This window comes from Bradyrhizobium sp. P3_C3 (genome assembly GCF_056402655.1).
The window spans coordinates 136,751-155,621 of sequence record NZ_JBFUGY010000004.1 but is presented as its reverse complement, the minus strand read 5'-3'; the positions used below and the strand labels follow the sequence as shown (position 1 = coordinate 155,621).

General features: G+C 64.2%; 12 protein-coding genes. 5 read left to right on the top strand and 7 right to left on the bottom strand.

The window, feature by feature from the left end; genetic code table 11:
• Positions 1–116: 116 nt before the first annotated feature.
• The 6 genes from AC1DW2_RS06875 to AC1DW2_RS06850 all read right to left on the bottom strand — a co-directional run bounded on the left by AC1DW2_RS06875 (position 117) and on the right by AC1DW2_RS06850 (position 7,420).
• Positions 117–1,352: an ABC transporter substrate-binding protein gene (locus tag AC1DW2_RS06875; protein WP_085401578.1), complete on the bottom strand. Its 1,236-nt coding sequence runs from the start codon at positions 1,350–1,352 to the stop codon at positions 117–119.
• 41 nt (positions 1,353–1,393) lie between these two features.
• Positions 1,394–2,872: an ATP-binding cassette domain-containing protein gene (locus AC1DW2_RS06870; RefSeq protein WP_477005533.1), complete on the bottom strand. Its 1,479-nt coding sequence runs from the start codon at positions 2,870–2,872 to the stop codon at positions 1,394–1,396.
• Positions 2,872–3,798, bottom strand: a complete 927-nt coding sequence (locus AC1DW2_RS06865; RefSeq protein WP_477005532.1) for a branched-chain amino acid ABC transporter permease — start codon at positions 3,796–3,798, stop codon at positions 2,872–2,874. Before AC1DW2_RS06865 ends, AC1DW2_RS06870 begins: the two co-directional genes overlap by 1 nt.
• 1 nt (position 3,799) lies before the next feature.
• The gene (locus AC1DW2_RS06860) at positions 3,800–4,675 is read right to left on the bottom strand and encodes a branched-chain amino acid ABC transporter permease (protein ID WP_028156504.1); all 876 of its coding nucleotides are present in this window, start codon (positions 4,673–4,675) and stop codon (positions 3,800–3,802) included.
• Positions 4,676–4,777: 102 nt separating this feature from the next.
• Entirely contained in the window at positions 4,778–5,962 is a 1,185-nt protein-coding gene (locus tag AC1DW2_RS06855; RefSeq protein WP_477005612.1) for an ABC transporter substrate-binding protein, read from the bottom strand.
• Positions 5,963–6,319: 357 nt separating this feature from the next.
• A complete protein-coding gene (locus tag AC1DW2_RS06850) occupies positions 6,320–7,420 on the bottom strand; it encodes an NAD(P)/FAD-dependent oxidoreductase (RefSeq protein WP_477005531.1) in 1,101 nt (366 codons plus the stop codon).
• 225 nt (positions 7,421–7,645) lie between these two features.
• On the opposite strand from AC1DW2_RS06850, the gene AC1DW2_RS06845 reads away from it, so the two are divergent.
• Positions 7,646–9,535 carry a peroxidase family protein gene (locus AC1DW2_RS06845; RefSeq protein WP_477005530.1) on the top strand — a complete coding sequence of 630 codons (1,890 nt, stop codon included), beginning with the start codon at positions 7,646–7,648 and terminating at the stop codon, positions 9,533–9,535.
• 87 nt (positions 9,536–9,622) lie between these two features.
• Here AC1DW2_RS06845 and AC1DW2_RS06840 read toward each other — a convergent pair whose 3' ends face one another.
• The gene (locus AC1DW2_RS06840) at positions 9,623–10,840 is read right to left on the bottom strand and encodes an SMP-30/gluconolactonase/LRE family protein (protein WP_477005529.1); all 1,218 of its coding nucleotides are present in this window, start codon (positions 10,838–10,840) and stop codon (positions 9,623–9,625) included.
• A gap of 269 nt (positions 10,841–11,109) precedes the next feature.
• On the opposite strand from AC1DW2_RS06840, the gene AC1DW2_RS06835 reads away from it, so the two are divergent.
• From AC1DW2_RS06835 to AC1DW2_RS06820, 4 genes are all read left to right on the top strand, one after another.
• Positions 11,110–11,373 carry a hypothetical protein gene (locus AC1DW2_RS06835; protein ID WP_477005611.1) on the top strand — a complete coding sequence of 88 codons (264 nt, stop codon included), beginning with the start codon at positions 11,110–11,112 and terminating at the stop codon, positions 11,371–11,373.
• Between the two features lie 414 nt (positions 11,374–11,787).
• A complete protein-coding gene (locus AC1DW2_RS06830) occupies positions 11,788–13,053 on the top strand; it encodes a hypothetical protein (protein ID WP_477005528.1) in 1,266 nt (421 codons plus the stop codon).
• Positions 13,054–13,427: 374 nt separating this feature from the next.
• Positions 13,428–14,990: a 2-isopropylmalate synthase gene (locus AC1DW2_RS06825; RefSeq protein WP_477005527.1), complete on the top strand. Its 1,563-nt coding sequence runs from the start codon at positions 13,428–13,430 to the stop codon at positions 14,988–14,990.
• Between the two features lie 173 nt (positions 14,991–15,163).
• Complete coding sequence (locus AC1DW2_RS06820; RefSeq protein ID WP_477005526.1) at positions 15,164–18,766, top strand: beta strand repeat-containing protein; 3,603 nt, start codon at positions 15,164–15,166, stop codon at positions 18,764–18,766.
• Positions 18,767–18,871: the final 105 nt, after the last annotated feature.

Genomic DNA, 18,871 nt, shown 5'->3' with positions numbered 1-18,871 from the left:
GTCGCTACGGGCCGCCCGCGGCGCAGCATGTTTCCTGAAGGACAAAGATTCTTGAAGAACAAAGAAAAGCCCACCGCTCGCGAACGAGCGGTGGGCCTGATGCCGGGACGAGCCGGTTACTGCGACAGCTTCACGAAGGCGGGAAACTTCAGCTTGCCTTCCGCGATCTTCTCGGGCCAGACCACGACCTGCTTGCTGTCCTGCCACTGGAAGACGAGGCCGGACACGGTCGTGGGACCGGACTTGATGCCGTGGGTGAACTCGTCGTCCTTGCCGTAGAACTGGATGCGGCCGATCGTGCCCTCGTAGTCGGTCTTCTCCAGTTCGGCGACCATCTTGTCGGGATCGGTCGAGCCGGCGCGCTTGATCGCTTCGGTGATGAAGTAGACCTCGTCATAGGCGGTGTAGCCGGTATAGGCCGGCGGCGTGCCGAACTTGGCCTTGAACGCGGCCGCGAACGGCTTCGTCTTGGATGTCACGGCGACGTCGGGCGTCGCCACTGCCAGCGACGGCACGCCGTCGGCGGCGCCATTGGTGTCCTTCCAGAAGGTCGGGCTCAGCGCCTGCGCGCTGATGCCGAACATCGGGATCGGCACCTGCTGGTTCTTCCACTGCACCGTCGGCTGCACGCCGACATGCGAGATGCCGGTCACGATCACGTCGGGCTTCTTGCCCTCGATGTTGTTGAAGATCGGCGTGAAGTCGGTGGTATCGGGCGAGAAGCGCACATGCTCGACGACCTTCAGGCCCGCCTTGGGCAGGCAGGCCTCGTAGCCGACGTCGAGCGGCTTGGTCCAGGCCGCGTCCTCGCTCATGATCGCGACGGTCTTGAACTTGAGCTTGTCGACCAGGAGATCCTTGGCGGCGTCGCAGACGAGCTGGGCCTGGGCGGCCGAGGTCAGATAGCCGTGGAAGGTGTACTTGTTCTTCTCGTAGTCGTTGTGGATCGCCTTGGTGATCTCGTTCGAGGCGGCGCCCGGCGTGATCAACGGCATTTTCAGCCGCGCCGCCCAAGGTTCGAGCGCGAGAACGACCTCGCTGATATAGCTCGCGATCACCGCGGAGACCTTGTCCTCGCTCACCGCGCGCTGGAACGCGCGCACCGAGTCGGCCGACGAGCTCTTGTTGTCATAGGTGACGATCTCGACCTTGCGGCCGAGAATGCCGCCCTTGGCGTTGATCTCGTCGGCAGCGATCTGCGCGCCGCCCGGGGTCGCAGCACCAGCGATCGACTGCACTTCGGCGATGACGCCGATCTTGATCGGATCGTTCGACTGCGCGTAGGCGGGCGCGGCAAGGCACAGCGCCAATGCGGAGGTGAGGAGGCTGCTGCCGAGGATTGAAGGTCGCATGGTCGTTTCCCTTTCTATGTTTTTTATTGATGTTGACGGACTTAAAGAAAATCGGCGCCGGCTTCGCTCGCGAAGCGGCCGGGATCGCCCTCCCAGACGATGCGGGCGTGCTCCAGCACATAGACGCGGTCGGCATGCGGCAGCGCGAAGGTGACGTTCTGCTCGCCGAGTAGCACCGTGATCGCGGTGGTCTGCCGCAGCTTCGTCAGCGCCTTGGACAATTGCTCGAGGATGACGGGAGCGAGGCCCAGCGTCGGCTCGTCCAGGATCAGGATCTGCGGCTGCATCATCAACGCGCGGCCGATCGCGAGCATCTGCTGCTCGCCGCCGGAGAGCGTTTGTGCCATCTGGCCCTGGCGCTCCTTCAGGATCGGGAACAGCTCGAACAGCCAGGCGAGCTGCGCGGCGCGCTTGTCGTCGGAGAGATGCTGGCCGCCGAGATCGAGGTTTTCGCGCACGCTCATCTCGCCGAACAGCTCGCGCGATTCCGGGCATTGCACGAGCCCGCTGCGCGCGATCTTCGCGGGGCTCGTGCCGCGCAGCTTGGCGCCGCTGCGCACGATCTCGCCGCTATAGGGCAGGAAGCCGGAGATGGTGTTGAACAGCGTGGTCTTGCCGGCGCCGTTGAGGCCGACGACGGAGACGAACTCGCCCTCGTGGACGTGGATCGAGACGTTTTCCAGCGCCTGCGCCTTGCCGTAGAACACGCTGACATTCTCGACCTGGAGCAGCGGCACCTTGTCCTTGAAGCTGGTCTCGGGCCGCGCATGGGTCTCTATGGCGCCGCCGAGATAGACCCGGCGCACCGTCTCGTTCTTCATGACGTCGTCGGCCTTGCCGGTGACGATTTCCTCGCCGAGATACATCGCGAGCACGCGGTCGACCAGCGCGGCGACGCTCTTGACGTTGTGGTCGACCAGCATCACGGCGCGGCCCTCGTCGCGAAAGCTGCGGATCAGGTCGGAGAAGACGTCGACCTCCGCCCGCGTCAGCCCGGCAAAGGGCTCGTCCACCAGCACGACCTTTGGGTCACGCGCGATCGCCTTCGCAAGCTCCAGCCGGCGCAGATCGGCGAAGGGTAGCGTCGGCGGGCGGCGGTTCATCACGCTGCCCAACCCGACGCGGTCGGCGATCCATTTGGCGCGCTCGACCAGCGCCTTGTCCGGGAACAGCATGAACAGGCTGTCCGGCAGCAGCGCGACCATGATGTTCTCCAGCACCGTCTGCCGGTTCAGCGGTCGCGAGTGCTGGAACACCATGCCAAAGCCTTTGCGCGCGATCTTGTGCGCGGGCAGGCCGGCGACGTTCTCGCCCTCGAAGATGACTTCGCCCGATGTCGGGCGCTCGATGCCCATCACGCTCTTCATCGCGGTCGACTTGCCGGAGCCGTTCGGCCCGATCAGGCCGAAGATCTCGCCGGCGTTGACCTCGAAGCCGAGGTTCTTCACCGCCGTCAATCCACCGAAGCGTTTTGTCAGGCCGCGGACGTCGAGCACGGCCCGGTTTGCGATCATATCCATCACGAACGCGCCTCACGCGAGAGGGCCGCTCCGAGGAAGCCGCCGGGGAAGAACAGCACGACGAGCAAGGCAATCGCCGAGACGATGAAGGTCGCGAGCTCGCCAGTTGGCCTTAAGAATTCACCGGCGACGATCAGGAAGATCGCGCCGAGCGCGGCGCCAAGCACGGTGCGCCGGCCGCCGAGCACGGCTGAGACGATCACGTTCACGCCGACCGCGACGTCGACGACGGTACCGACCGAGGCGGTGCCGAAATAGAACACCAGCAGCGCTCCGGATAAACCAGAGAAGAACGCGCTGACGATGAAGGCGGCGAGCTTGTGCTTGACGATGTTGAAGCCGAGCGCGCCGGCCTGCACCGGATCCTGGCCGCTGGCCTGGAGCACGAGGCCAATCGGCGATTGCGACAGGCCGTAGAGGATCGCCGCCGAGATCGTCATGAAGCCGAGCGCGATCCAGTAGTTGGCGCCGGCGTTGATGGTGATGACGTCGGGGATGGTCAGGCCGATCTCGCCGCCGGTGAGATCGGCGAACACCACGATGAAATTCTGCAACATCAACACCGCGACCAGCGTGGTCAGGCCGAAATAGGGCCCGCGGACCCGGAGCGCCGGCAACGCCAGCACGAGGCCGGCGATGACGGAGGCGAGCGCCCCTAACACGATGCAGAGATAGACCGACCAGCCGTACTGGGCGTTGAGAATGCCGGCCGTGTAGGCGCCGACGCCGATCAGGAAGGTGGGCCCGAAATTGACCTCGCCCGCGAAGCCGAACAGCAGGTCCCAGGCCATCGCGAACACGCCGAAATAGAACGCGACGGTGAGCAGGCCGAGCACGTAGCCGGAGACGTAGAGCGGCAGCGTTGCCGCGACGATGACGAGCACGACCGAGATGAAGAACAGGCGGGAGGTGAAGAAGGTGGACATCTCAGCGCCTCCCCAGAAGGCCCTGGGGCCGGATATACATCACGAACACGAGCAGCAGCAGCGCCGGAATGGTGCGGTAGGCCGGCGAGACCAGGTAGGCCGTCAGCGTCTCGAGATAGCCGACCACGAAGGCCGCGATCAGCGAGCCGGAGACGCTGCCGAGACCGCCGAGCACCACGATCGAGAACGCGCTCGCCGTCAGCGGTCCGACGCTGTAGGAGCTGACCCCTAAGAACATGCCGAGCAGCACGCCGGCGATGCCGGCGAGGATGCCGTAGATCGCCCAGACCACGACGTAGATGTTGGTGAGCTCGAGGCCGAGTAGCGTCACGCCGCGCGGGTTCATCGACGCCGCCAGCACCGCCTTGCCGGTGCGGGTGCGATTCACGAGCAGCCACAGCAGTGCGATGACGAGGCAGCACACGATGGCTGTGAAGATCTCGTTCTTCGGCGTGCGGACGCCGAGGATCTCGACGACGCCCTCGACGATCGGCAGCACGGTCTTGGCGTTGTTGGTGAAGAAATAGGCGATCAGCTCCTGGATCATGATGCCCCAGAGCAGCGTTCCCGTGAGGACGAATATCTCCTTCTCCTCATTGGGGATGCGCCGGGAGTCCTGAATGGGCTTCACCACCGCGAAATAGGTCGCAAAGGCGGTGAGGAGGGCGACGGCGACCCCGATCAGTGCACCGGCATAGGTGCCGACGTTGAGGATGCTGGCAGCGGCCCAGGCCGCCACCGCTGCGGCGACCATGATGGCACCGTGGGAGAGATTGAGCACGCCGGAGACGCCGAAGATCAGGGTGAAGCCGGTGGCACCGAGAGCGTAGAGAGCGCTGATGGCAAAGCCATCGATCAATATCTGGAAAGCTCGCATCTATGATTGGCCGGGTGGCAGCCGAGCTGCCGCTTTGAGGAAAGGTGCTGCGGAGAGCCGCATGCGGAAGCTCCCGGGAGGTGGTCCCGGGAGCTTGTCCTGCTAGTTGCTGAGCTTGATGAAGCTCGGGAACTTGACGTCGACCTTGGCGACGTCCTTGGGCCAGACCGCGCTCTGCTTGCCGTCCTGCCATTGCAGCATCAGTCCGGTGATCAGGCCCTTGCCATATTTGATCGAGTGGGTGAACGGATCGTCCTTGCCGTAGAACTGGACGCGGCCGATCGTGCCTTCCCAGTCGGTCTTCTCGAGCGCGGTGACGAGCTTGTCGGCGTCGGTCGAGCCGGCGCGCTTCACCGCGTCGGCAATGTAGTAGACCTCGTCATAGGCGGTGTAGCCGGCATAGGAGGGATAATTGCCGAACTTCTTCTTGAAGTTCTCCGCGAACGGCACCGATTTCGGCGTCACCGCCACGCCGGGCCCGGAGACGCCCTGATAGAGCACGCCTTCGGCCGCCTGATTGGTGTCCTTGCCGAAGGTCTCGTTGGTTGCCTGCGAGGAGATGCCGAACATCGGGATCGGCACCTGCTGGTTCTTCCACTGCACCGTCGGCTGCACGCCCACATGGGAGATGCCGGTGATGATCACATCGGGCTTGGAGCCCTCGATCTTGTTGAAGATCGGCGTGAAGTCGGTGGTATCGGGCGAGAAGCGGATGTGGTCGAGCACCTTCAGCCCGATCTTGGGCAGGCATTCCTCGTAGCCGACGTCGAGCGGTTTGGTCCAGGCGGCATCCTCGCTCATGATGACCGCGGTCTTCATGTGCATCCTGTCGACGAGCAGGTCCTTGGCGCCGTCGCAGACTGAGAGTGCCAGCGCGGCCGAGGTCAGATAGCCGTGGAAGGTGTATTTGTTCTTCTCGTAATCGGCGTGGACGCTCTTGCTGATCTCGTTGGAGGCGGCGCCCGGCGTGACGAACGGCGTCTTCAGCCGCGAGGCCCAGGGCTCCAGCGCCAGCACGACCTCGCTGATATAGCTGGCGATGACCGCGTTGACCTTGTCCTCGTTCACAGCGCGCTGGAACGCACGCACTGAATCCGCCGACGAGGAGTGATTGTCGTAGGAGATGATCTCGATCTTGCGGCCGTCGACGCCGCCATTGGCGTTGATCTCGTCGGCGGCAAGTTGCGCGGCCTGCGGAATGGAGGCGCCGGCGATCGCCTGCGCTTCCGCGATCACGCCGATCCTGAGGGGATCGGCTGCAAGTGCCGCGCCTGACGCTGCCATCATCGCGCCTGTCGCGGCCGCACCGAGCGCTATTCGCAATGCAACAGAGAGTCGTTTTTTCATGTTGTTCTCTCCCTTTGAACAGGCCTCTTGTGAGCCATTATGTCGCAACTATAACGGCGACGGCATTCTCGGCAAGTGAAACCGCGTCCAGGATTGGTAGAGACGGACTAAAGTCTAGCGCTGCGCAAATTGCGGGCAGGATAGGTGCGAGACACCCATGACGCGCGCAGGCATGCAGATTCTGTCGGCGGGCATGCGTGAGCGTCGAAGCCTTGGAATCGAAGCCTTGGAGTCGAAGCCTTGGAGCGGACGGTCGCCTGGCTCCATCCAGGCTACAAGACGAGCAGCGATGCCGGTTCAGCGTGCTTGCAGCAGTGATGGATCGAGCGGCCTCAATCGGGCCGGATCGAATGGCGACAAGTCACCACGCGTCGCATCTTTGGCGATCAGCTGCGCCAGCGCTTCGCCGGTGGCGGGCGCATTGAGGATGCCCCAGACATTGTGCCCGGTCGCAACATAGAGGCCTTCGCTCTGCGGCACCTTGCCGATCAACGGCAGGCCATCCTCAGTCACCGGTCGAAAGCAGGCCTGCTGCGCGATGATCTTTTCGGGACGAAACAATGGCGACAGCCGTTCACACATGATTTGCAGGCGCGCGATCGCATCGACGTCCGGCGTCACGGCTGCCGGATCGAGCGGCAGCGGCGCGATGTCAGAGAGTGCGGTGATATGCGTGCTGCCATCGGCGCGTGGAAAGACCTCGATCGACACGGCGCTGCCGTCCTCGTCATACTCCAGGAACAACGCATCGGCCGGCACGTTGGGGCCGAGATCGTACACGATGCTCGGGCTGCGCTGGCCATAGACAGCGGGCAGGCGCATCCATTGCGCGGCGAGCAGCGACCATGGCCCCATCGCGATCACGACGGCATCCGCCTCAACGAGGCTGCCTTCGACCTCGACACCCTTCGCGGTCGTCCCATTCGCGTCGCGCACGATGCCCGTGATGCGGCCAACGCGAAGCTCGGCGCCTTGCGCGACTGCCGCGTTCATCACGGCCGACGTAAATTTGCGGGGATGAACGATCGCCGTCGTCTCAGTCGTACCGATGCGCTGCGCGATGACGACGCCGTTGGCGAGCCAGCCGAGCGCGGATGGTGCATTCCGGCGCGGATCGCCGCCGGACGCAACAAAGCCGCTATACGCGGTCATCGGGCGATAGCCCCAATCGCCCGCGATCTCCTGCGCCAGTTGCGCATGAAGCGCAAAACTCCGCCGCGCGAGTGCGTCGAGCGGCGAGCCGGCGCACCAGTCACGCGCCAGAAAGCCGCCGGCCTTGCCGGAGGCGGCGGCCGCGACCTCGGTCCGTTCGATGACGATGACCTCGATGCCGTGGCGCCGGAGAAACCAGGCGGTGCAGGCCCCGATCACGCCGCCGCCGCAGATGATGACGCGCATGGCTTGTTCCTTGGATAGTGCTGCGCTGATGTGCGCAACATCGCCTGTTCGGCACGATCGTTCAGGCGAAGATTGCCGCTTCGCCGCTAGAGGTGCAATTCTGTCGTATATCGAATGTCGTCACTCAACGATCATGCGAGCGTCATAAAGAATCACAAAAGCGTCATGCCGCAAGCCGCCAATGGAGCAGGCGCTGGGGCGAACACTCTACGGGGAGGGTAAACCATGGCGCTCAGATTCCGCAGCATCGACGGCTCCAACAACAATCGTGCGGATCCCACCTTGAACCAGGCCGACACCGACTTTGCTCGGCTGGGGCCGGCAAATTTCGTCGATGGGGTCAATGAAATGACGCCAGGTCCGAATCCGCGCGAGATCAGCAACATTGTCGTGGCGCAGACGGATATTGGCGATGACGCGGAAGGCCCGCATCTGGTGGATGACGCCGGCGTCGCGCTGTCAGGCATGATGTATGCGTGGGGCCAGTTCATCGATCACGATCTGGATCTGCAGAAGGAGGGCACAGGCACGGATGATATCTCGATCAAGGTCCCGGCTGATGATGAGTTTCTGCCGCCCGGCAGCATGATCCCGTTGACGCGGGTGGCGATCGATCCTGCGACGGGGGTCACCGGGCATCCGGCAGCCGCGATCAATACGGTGACGGGTTGGCTGGACGGATCGCAGATCTACGGTTCCGACGCGGCCACCGCAGCGAGCCTGCGAACGGCCGACGGCCATATGAAGGTGTCGGCGGGAGACAATCTCCCGATCGTCGAGACCGAGCACGGCAACGTCTTTGCGGCCGGTGACGTACGGGCGCAGGAGAATCCCGACCTGACCGCTTTGCAAGTCTTGTTTGTGCGCGAGCACAATTACCAGGTCGATCGACTGCACGAGGACCATCCGAACTGGAGCGGCGACAAGCTATACGAGACGGCCAAGGCCATCACCACGGCCGAGATGGTCAACATCACCTACAACGAGTTCCTGCCGCATCTGTTGGGCGAGGACGCCATCAAGCCGTACCAAGGCTATGACCGCACGGCGGACGCGCGGATCACCGAAGAGTTTGCCGGTGCGGCCTTTCGCTTCGGTCACTCTATCGTCTCCGACGAGATCAGTGCGACCAGCAATCTGGGTGCCTTTACGTCGGAGCAGACGCTGGCGCAATCGTTCTTCGAAGACACGGCGACTTTCAAGGCGACTGGTGCGGATGGCCTGCTGCGGCATCTGTCGGGGGACCTGGCCAACCCGCTGGACGCTCACATTGTCGATGGCTTGCGAAACCTCCTGTTCGATCCTCCGGACGGCATGGATCTGGCCGCGATCAATATCCAACGCGGCCATGATCTTGGGCTGGGTACACTGAACCAAACCCGGGAGGCGCTGGGGCTTGCGCCTTACACCAGCTTCGATCAGCTCAGCTCTGATCCGGCGACGGCAGCAGCGTTCGAGAAAGCCTATGGTTCGATCGATGCCGTCGATTTGTGGGCCGGTGGATTGGCTGAGGATCATGCGCCAGGAGCCGTCATCGGGCCCACCTTCGGCACAATCATCGCCGACCAGTTCGCCGCTTTGCGCGACGGCGATCGCTACTACTTCGAGAACCAGGGCTTCGATAAGCAGACCCTGAATGAGATAAAGAACACCACGCTGTCGGACCTCATTCTGCGCGACACCGATACCACTGCGATGCAGAGCGATGCCTTCGTCGCCACCGAGCGGCACAGCGGCACGCTGGGCGGCGTAGACCCGACCGGAGAAAAGGCTGCAGCAGGCATGGCGCAGCTTGTGGTCGGATCTCCCGGCAGGGATACCCTGACCGGCGGAGATCTGGATGACACGCTGGTCGCCGCGGCCGGCCGCATGACCATGACCGGAGGTGCCGGTGCCGACACATTCGAATTCGACCTTGGTGTTCTCGCAGGTAAGCACAACACCGCGGTCATCACCGACTTCGATCCCAAACAGGACAAACTGCAATTTTCGAACGACGTTCACGTCACGAAATCATCTGACCATCATGGCGGAACGCTGTTGCAGGTCGGCTCCGAGACCATCGACCTGCTGGGCGTAAAGCCGCATGAGATGCATCTTCACGAATGGGGATAATGCTGGGTCGCTTCAAACGAGCAATACAGCATCATTCGGCGCCGGCGGGGCACGCCGGCGCCGTGTCGTGATCCTGCTCGTCCCGCGTCAGCCTGGGCCGGCGCCTTGCGTCGCCGTGTACACGGCGTAGAGCGACTGGCTCGCGGCCATGAACAGGCGGTTGCGCTTGGGGCCGCCGAAGCAGACATTGCCGCACACTTCCGGCAGGCGGATGCGGCCGAGCAGCTTGCCCGCCGGCGACCACACCGTCACACCGCTATAGCCGACGGCGCGCCCGGCGTTGCTGGAGGACCAGACATTGCCGTTGACGTCGCAGCGCAGGCCGTCGGGCCCGCACTTCACCCCGTCGATCACGCAGTCGCTGAACTTCTTTCCATTGGAGAGCTTGTTGTCGGCGCCGACGTCGAACACGAAGATCTCGCCCTTGCCGCCGGGCCCGGTGTCGCCCGGTCCCTTGCCGGTCGAGGCGACGTAGAGCTTCTTGTAGTCCGGTGAGAAGCATAGGCCGTTGGGATCGGGCACCTGGTCCTCGGTGACGACGAGGTCGATGCGGCCACTTGGATCGATGCGATAGCAGTTGGTGGGCAACTCGCGCTTGCCCGGCACGAAGCCGGCCGGCTGTCCGATCCGCGGATTGAGCTTGCCGCCTGCATTGCTCGGGCCGCCCGCGACGTCGGGCTCGCCTTCATAGAGCTGGCCGCCATAGGGCGGGTCGGTGAACCAGTAGCTGCCGTCGGGATGCGCGGCGACGTCGTTCGGCGAGTTCAGGCGCTTGCCCTGATAGGAGTCCGCGAGCACCGTGGCCGTGCCGTCATGTTCGTACCGCGTGACCCGCCGGGTCAGATGTTCGCAGGAAAGCTGCCGGCCCTGGAAGTCGAACGAGTTGCCGTTGGAATTGTTGGAGGGCGTGCGGAACACGCTGACGCGGCCGTCGTCCTCGGTCCAGCGCATCTGCCGGTTGTTGGGGATGTCGCTCCAGAGGAGATAACGGCCCTGCGCGCTCCAGGCCGGGCCCTCGGCCCACAACAAGCCGGTGTAGAGGCGCTTGATCGCGGTGTTGGGCTGCGCCAGATCGTCGAAGGACGGATCGACGGTGATGATGTCGGGGTCCGAGAAATAAGTCGTCGGCGCGCCGTTGGGGCCGAAATCGCGCGGCGGGGTGGTGATCGTCGTTGGCGGTGCGGCAGGTCCGGTCTGGGCCAGCGCAGGGCCGGCCACGGTCGCCGCAGCGCCGAGCGCAAGTCCCCGCACAAGTGTTCGTCGTGAAAGCGCAGCATCCTGGTCACACTGCTCTGGGCGTTTCATCGCGTCCTCCCGGTTATGTTCGGCTGGCCGGTTGATCCGGCCGAGCGGGCGAAGGTTAGTCCGGTCCGCGGCCGGTTGCGAGGGGCAGGTACGCATCCTCCGCGTGATGCCGCGAGAACGCCGCAACATCGCCGCATTGCGGCTGTGCAAGGCGACAATTCGTCCCGCCCGCGCGCGGTTAACCGGAAGCGGTTTAGGGCCTGTCAAGCCTTGACCTCGCCCGCGATGCTGGCAGAACGTCGTCCAGGAGAAGAAGGCCGGATCTCATGGTGCTAGCTGTCGTCGTCCTGATCATACTGCTCGCGATCGCGTTTGCGGCCGGCTATTTCACGCGCGACCACGTCTCCCGCAAACGACGCGCGGAGGCGCGCCGCTGGCGCGAATATTCCGAGCCGGACTGGCTTCGCGCCGCTGCACCTGCCAACACCAACGAGGCCGCAAACACCAATGCGGCTGTCCCCGTCGCCACCGGCGAGCTCGGCCAGATGCTGGACCGTTGGGAGAGCAGGGCCCGCGCGCGCCGCGTTGGGTAGAGGCCAGATTGCCTGACGGCTGATCAGTCTGTAGCCCCTGATCCCGAGTGGCTCGGAGCGCAGAGTGTGTCTGCGCATCGAGTCCACCTCCCTGAAAGCAAAAGACGAGCGCGTCGGGTGTTACCGCCACGTTCGCCGTTGTGCCGGTCATACGCTCGTTGCGTGCAAGATTACTGAGTCGGCGGCAGCACAGCCGGCGAAAGCGCGCGTGCAGTGCCACTTCGCGCGACATGCGGCGATTTGCTCGTGCCATTCGCCCAGGTTGTGTGAACCAGTTAACACACCTGATGCCGCATTGCGCCTAATTCTGGTTCGACCGGATTCACCGGCAGGCGCAAAGGAGGCCGTCATGAGAGCGGCAGGGGTTGTCGTCGTTCTGGCCATGATCGCGGGCTCGTCGTGCCAGGCCGATGAGTGTCAGAGCTTTTCGGCGAGTACAATGAAGGCGAATGGCACGGTTGCCACGGCAAGTGGCGAGTCGATTATCCGCCGGTGCGCCCCAATCCCAACGATCCGCAGCCTTGGGAATCGGTCGATTTTCGCACCAAGCCGGCTGACTACATGAATGCCGTGCTCAGCACCGCGAAGACGTCCTTCAAGATCGCGGATCGCAAGCTCGTCGGCACCGGCCAGGAGGAGTGGTGGATTTCGCAATGGCTCGACTACGGAAACTCCGGGCGCGAGCCGTTGATGGGGCTGACCAAGGAACGCGGCCCCGATCCCGGCGATCTGTCCAAGACCAACACACGAGGTTCCCAGGTCTGGGCGGTCGGCTTCTACAACAAGCCGGGAGCAGCGGTCTTCGGGGAGGTCTTCGCCGAGCCCTGCGATCCGTCATACCCGGTCGCGATGAAATTTCCGAATGACACCGTCTCCGTCAAATTTCTGTTCACCGATGCCTCACCCGACGAAGTCGCCTACCTCCAGGGCGCACCGGAATACGACGCCTTTATCGACAATTTGGGCGCTGGCTCCGGCGGTCAGGATCCCAGCACCCGCACGATCCGGTCGGTGCGCCTGCTTCAGGTCGATATTTCAGTGAAGGATTCAGCGAAGACTGGCCGGTCGTTGGACACCGGATGGGTGTTCGGGACGTTTGTCTGGCGCGGCCCGGCGAAGGGCGACGCCCTGTTCGACAATCTCGTGCCGGTATCGCTGCAATGGGGCAACGACCCCGGTGTCTACGACGGCGCGATCCGTGAGAGCTGGATCAATCCCGATTTGCGGAACGTGACCTATGGCTGGGACCAGCGTCTCACCATGGGCTTCATGGGGCGAGCCAACGGACCTGCCGACAATATCCGCTCATCCTGCCTGTCGTGCCACTCAGCGGCGCGCACGCCGCGCGCCTCGATCGGGCTGCTCGACAATCGCTTCAACATGGACGACGTCGCCAATCCTGCGAAGGTAAAGGCCCACATCGACACCTGGTTCCAGAACATCAAGGGCAGCCAGCTCTTCCAGCCGTCCGAGCCGGCTGCATCGACGCTCGACTATTCGCTCCAGCTCGAGGCGGCGGCGTTCCGAATTTGCCTCGCCTGCCAGGCCGGCGATCTTCGCGGTCCGACGCCCGCCTTGTGTCGCAGCAGCGGCTTCTACAATCGGCCGGTCTGCAACGCGCCTCTGGAAGTGGCCGTCCGCAAGCGGTTGCTCGACCTCGTGCCGCCGCCCCGGCAATAGCCGGGAAACCAGGTCAATCGTTCTGACCATCTTTTGGCGTTGCGGTTGCAGCCGTTTCTCGTCTAGAAACGGCGCATCGAGCCTCCCGGCAACCAACCGTCAACGGTTTTGACCGAGGATTTGAGGGCTCATAAGGGTCTGGCAATGCTGATTCGCGGCCAAATCGATGGGATTTCGGGGGAGGTGGCTCTGGCCGCCGCCACGATCCCGGCCGCGCTGCTGCCCACCCTCCTGATTGGCGGCCTTCTTCTTACTTGCCCCTGAGGGCCGGCTGGGCGCCATGCGCCTGGGCGCTCAGGGGTTGGTCGAGATCACCGGACACCTCAAGCGCCCAGCAGACTGACGGCGCAAAAAGCTCATAAAGGAATTTTGCAATGGCCCCCGTGAACAAGTCCGATAAGGACCGCGTCATCATTTTCGACACCACGCTGCGCGACGGCGAGCAGTGCCCCGGCGCCACCATGACGTTCGAGGAGAAGATCGAGATCGCCGAGATGCTCGACGACATGGGCGTCGACGTCATCGAGGCCGGTTTCCCGATCACCTCCGAAGGCGACTTCCAGGCCGTCAGCGAGATCRCCCGCCGCTCCAAGAACTCGGTGATCGCCGGCCTGTCGCGTGCCAACCCGAAGGACATCGACCGCTGCGCCGAAGCGGTGAAATTCGCCAGGCGCGGCCGCGTCCACACCGTGATCGCGACCTCGCCGCTGCACATGCGCGTCAAGCTGAACATGACGCCGGAGCAGGTGATGGAGCTCTCGATCGCCAACGTGACCCGCGCCCGCAACCAGATCGACGACGTCGAATGGTCGGCCGAGGACGCCACCCGCAGCGAGATGGACTATCTCTGCCGCATCGTCGAGGCCGTTATCAAGGCCGGCGCGACCACCGTCAATATCCCCGATACCGTCGGCTACACCACGCCCGAGGAATATGCCCGTTTCATGCGCACGCTGATCGAGCGCGTGCCGAATTCCGACAAGGCGGTATTCTCGGTTCATTGCCATAACGACCTCGGGATGGCCGTGGCGAATTCGCTGGCCGGCATTGCCGGCGGCGCGCGGCAGATCGAGTGCACCGTCAACGGCATCGGCGAGCGGGCTGGCAACGCTTCCCTCGAGGAAGTCGTGATGGCCATCAACGTCCGCAACGACGTGTTTCCGTGGTGGAACAAGATCGACACCACGCAGCTGACGCGCGCCTCGAAGGTCGTGTCGGCCGCAACCTCGTTCCCGGTCCAGTACAACAAGGCGATCGTCGGCCGCAACGCCTTCGCCCATGAGAGCGGCATCCATCAGGATGGCGTGCTGAAGGACGCCTCGACCTACGAGATCATGCGGCCCGAGATGGTCGGGTTGAAGCAGTCGTCGCTGGTGCTCGGCAAGCATTCCGGCCGCCACGCCTTCGTGCACAAGCTGGAGGAGATGGGCTACAAGCTCGGCGCCAACCAGCTGGAGGATGCGTTCACGCGGATGAAGGCACTGGCCGACCGCAAGAAGGACATCTACGACGAGGACATCGAGGCGCTGGTCGACGAGGAGATGGCGGCCTCCCACGACCGCATCAAGCTGACCTCGCTGACCGTGATCGCCGGCACCCACGGCCCGCAGCGCGCGACCATGAAGCTCGACGTCGACGGCCAGATCAGGATCGAGGAAGCCGAAGGAAACGGGCCGGTCGACGCGGTCTTCAACTGCATCAAGGCGCTGGTGCCGCATGAGGCAAAGCTCGAGCTGTATCAGGTCCATGCGGTGACCGAAGGCACCGACGCGCAGGCCGAAGTCTCGGTGCGGCTGTCCCATGACGGCCGTTCCATGACGGCACGCGCAGCGGATCCGGATACGCTGGTGGCCTCGGCCAAGGCCTATCTCGGCGCGCTCAACAAGATCGTTATGAAGCGCCAGCGCGATACGGTGACGACGGCAGCGGCGAGCTGACGCTTCATCCTCTCCAGTTCATCGGCAAACGCGGCGCCCTCGGCGCCGCGTTTTTCGTTTGGCACACGATCCCGTCATGTGGGGGTGCATCGCAATAAATATGTTATTAACATGTCATGTTAACATTCCATTAACCGGCAGCGTCGCGCGCCCTTGCTGCTGGAGAATTTGGAATGCCCCTTTCCGCTGGTTCGATCGCCTTCACCGGTTTCAACGGTGACGGCAACGATAATTTGTCCTTTGTCGCCCTGACCGACATCCCGCAGGGCACTGTCATCAATTTCACCGACAGCAACTGGAACGGCTCCGCCTTCGCAACCGGCAGCAACGCCGAAAGCACGATCGCCTGGACCGCGACCGGCGCGATTCCCGCTGGCACCGTCATCGACATCAACAACATCGGCAAGGGCACGTTCGGCACCAGCGCCGGCTCGGCCACCTTCACCAACGCCAACAATACCGGCCTGTCCAACGACAGCGAGGTCGTCTACGCCTATGTCGGCACCTCGACGGCGCCGACCTTTCTCGCCGCGATCTCCAATGTCGGCTATGCGACCTCAGACGGCACGCTGACCGGCACCGGCCTCGTTGCCGGCCAGACCGCGGTCAGCTTCACCGGCGGCCTCGACATCGTCGGCTATAACGGACCGCGCTCGGGCTTCGCCAGCTTCGCCGACTACCTTGCCGCGATCGGCAACACCGCCAACTGGGCCACCCAGAACGGCAGCGGCGACCAGAGCACCGACGGCACCACGCCCGACGCGCCGTTCCCGACCACCGCCTTCACCGTGGCCGCGCCCGCCACGCAGACGATCTCGTTCTCGTCGCCGAGCGTGTCGGTTGCCGAGGGGCAGAGCGGCACCAAGACCATGACTTTCACCATTGCGCGCACCGGCGGCACCACCGGCGTACTCAGCTTCTCCGGCAGCTTCGCGGCCGGCACCACCGATGCGGCCGATTTCGGCGGCACGCTGCCGGCCTCGACCTTCAGCGGCAGCTTCGCCGACGGTGCGACCTCGGCGACCATCACCATCACGATCTCCGGCGACACCACCGCGGAGCCCGACGAGAATTTTACGCTCACGCTCACCAGCGCCAGCAATCCGGGCGCGGCGGTTACGATCGGCACCGCGACGGCGACCGGCACCATCGCCAATGACGACGGCACTCTCGTCTCCGGCAACTCGTCGAACCCGATTACGCTGGCGAACAACGATCATCTGACCGTTCTCGCCGGCGCGACCCTGTCGGGCTCGACCCCGGTCACCTGGATCGGCGGCAGCACCTCGCCCGGCGCGGTGGTCGACAATTCCGGCACCATCACCGGCACCAGCCGCGCGATCGCCACCAGCGGTTCGACCAGCGGCAGCTTCACCATCAACAACAAGGCCGGCGCCACCATCACCGCGACCAAGGATGCGGTGAAGATCTCGAACCTGGTCTCGGGCAAGAGCGGCACCTTCACCGTCAACAACGAGGGCACGATCTCCTCGACGGGGACCGGCAGCAATGCCGGCCAGGCGCTCGATCTCGACGACATCAATTCGAGCGGCGCCAATACCGTCATCAACAACGCGGCAACCGGCGTGATCTCGGCGGCCGATGCCGACGCGATCCGGCCCGGCGCCAACGCCACCATCAACAATTACGGCCAGATCGTCAGCCACAATGCCTCGGCGGCCTCGTCCGGTAACGACGCGATCGACTTCCAGTCGGTCAACACCGGCGGCGTGGTCAACAACTATGCCGGCGGAATCATCGACGGCGCCCGCCACGGCATCACCGGCGACCAGCCGATCACCGTCAACAACGACGGCACCATCACCGGCCGCAGCGGCTCCGGCATCAACATGGACAGCGCGGCTAACACGACGACAACAGTGACCAACCGCGGCACCATCACCGGCACGGCGGTCGGCGGTGCTGACGCCGACGGCGTCGATGTCGACGGTCTGGTCTCGATCGACAATTTCGGGACGATCGCAGCGGTCGGCCTGACCAGCGGCGCCAACGGCCTCAACGAGGCGCTCGCGATCGGCGGCGGCTTCCTCCACAACGAGGTGGGCGGCCTGATCATCAGCGATCAGCGCGCGATCACCGTGGACGACAGCAATGACGGTAGCGCCTTCGGCGTCATGACCATCATCAATGACGGCACGATCCGCGGCAACAACGGCGAGGCAATCTCGATCGTCGGCACCTTCGGCGACACCGTTACCAACACGGGCGGCATTTTCGGCAGCATCGCCACCGACGGTGGCAACGATACACTCACCAACAGCGGCTCCATCATCGGCGACGTCTCGATGGGCGCAGGCGACGACAGCATCAATCTCGCCACTGCTTCGATCGTCACCGGCACGATCGACGGCGGCGACGGCGTCGACACGCTGGTGCTGTCGGGAAGTGGCTCCGGTTCGCTCCTTGGCACCGTCGTCAATGTCGAGAAGCTCGACGTCCAGAGCGGCGTCTGGCGGATCAAGGATGCGTCCGGCTATTCCGACATCCAGGTCGAGAGCGGCGCGGCGGTCGTGCTGGAGGGCTCGGCCAATGGAATGGTGGTTGCCGCGGGCGCCGCGCAGCTGGTGTTCGGTCTGGCCTCGAACTCCGTGATCTCGGGCAATCAGTACATCCAGATCGGCGGCTCGGCCGACGGCACGACGATCGAGGCCGGCGGCGACCAGGATATCCTCGGCGGTGGTATCGCGACCAACACCACCGTGGACGGCGGCACCCAGAACGTCTTCGGCGTTGCGATCCAGACCACGGTCGCGAATGGCGGCTTCCAGCACGTTCACAACAATGCTTTCAACACCATCGTCAATGCCGGGGGTGAGCAGAACGTCTACATCGACGGCAGTGCGACCGGATCCACCATCAATGCCGGCGGCATCCAGATCGATTGGGGCTTCACGATCATCACGACGATCAGCGGCGGCGGTCAGTACGTGTTCGGCTCGGCGAGCCTCACGACGATCAATTCGGGCCTGCAGGCCGTCGAGAGCGGCGGCACGGCCTCGGACACGACGATCCATGGCGGCGGGCAGGACGTCTATCTGGGTGGAACCGCGATCAACACCACCATGGATGGCGGCGTCCAGTCGGTCTATGGCGGCACGGTGGTCCAGACCACGATCAGCAATGGTGCCCTCCAGTATCTCCACGGCAACGCGTCGATCACGACGGTCAACGCCGGCAGCCAGCAGAGCGTCTACGCCGACGGCACGGCGACCGGTACCACGATCAATGCCGGCGGAGTCCAGGTCGATTGGGGCGCCGCCAACGCCACCATCGTCAACGGCGGCGTGCAATATGTGTATGGCAGCGCGACCGGCACGACGGTCCTGTCCGGCACGCAGCACGTGCAGGCCGGCGGCAGCGCTGACGACACCACGATCGGCTCGGGCGCGCTTGCCTTTGTCCATGCGGGCGGCACGATCGACGATGTGATCTTCGCCGGTCCCAATGCCTCGCTGGTCCTGGCCCAGGCGTCGGCCTTCACGGGAACGATCTCCGGCTGGCAGGACCATGACAGTCTCGATCTCGGCGACATCCTGTTCAGCGACGGTCTGACCTCGATGGCCTATGCGCAGAACAACGACAACACCGGCGGCACGCTGACAGTCTCCGACGGCGCCCACGTCGCGACGCTGCACTTGCTCGGTCAGTACAGCGCGGCCGATTTCGCGCTGTCCTCGGACGGGCACGGCGGCACCCTGATCACCGATCCGGCGGTCGCGCAGCAGGCCCAGCTCGCGCCGGCGCTGCACGGCTGAGGTTGCGAGAGGCGGCAGCGGCGATGGCAGGGTTTCCCTGCCATCGCCCTGCATGAGCCAGTCCGGCAGATTTCGCCTCCGGATACCGCATTTTTGCAAGCCGCC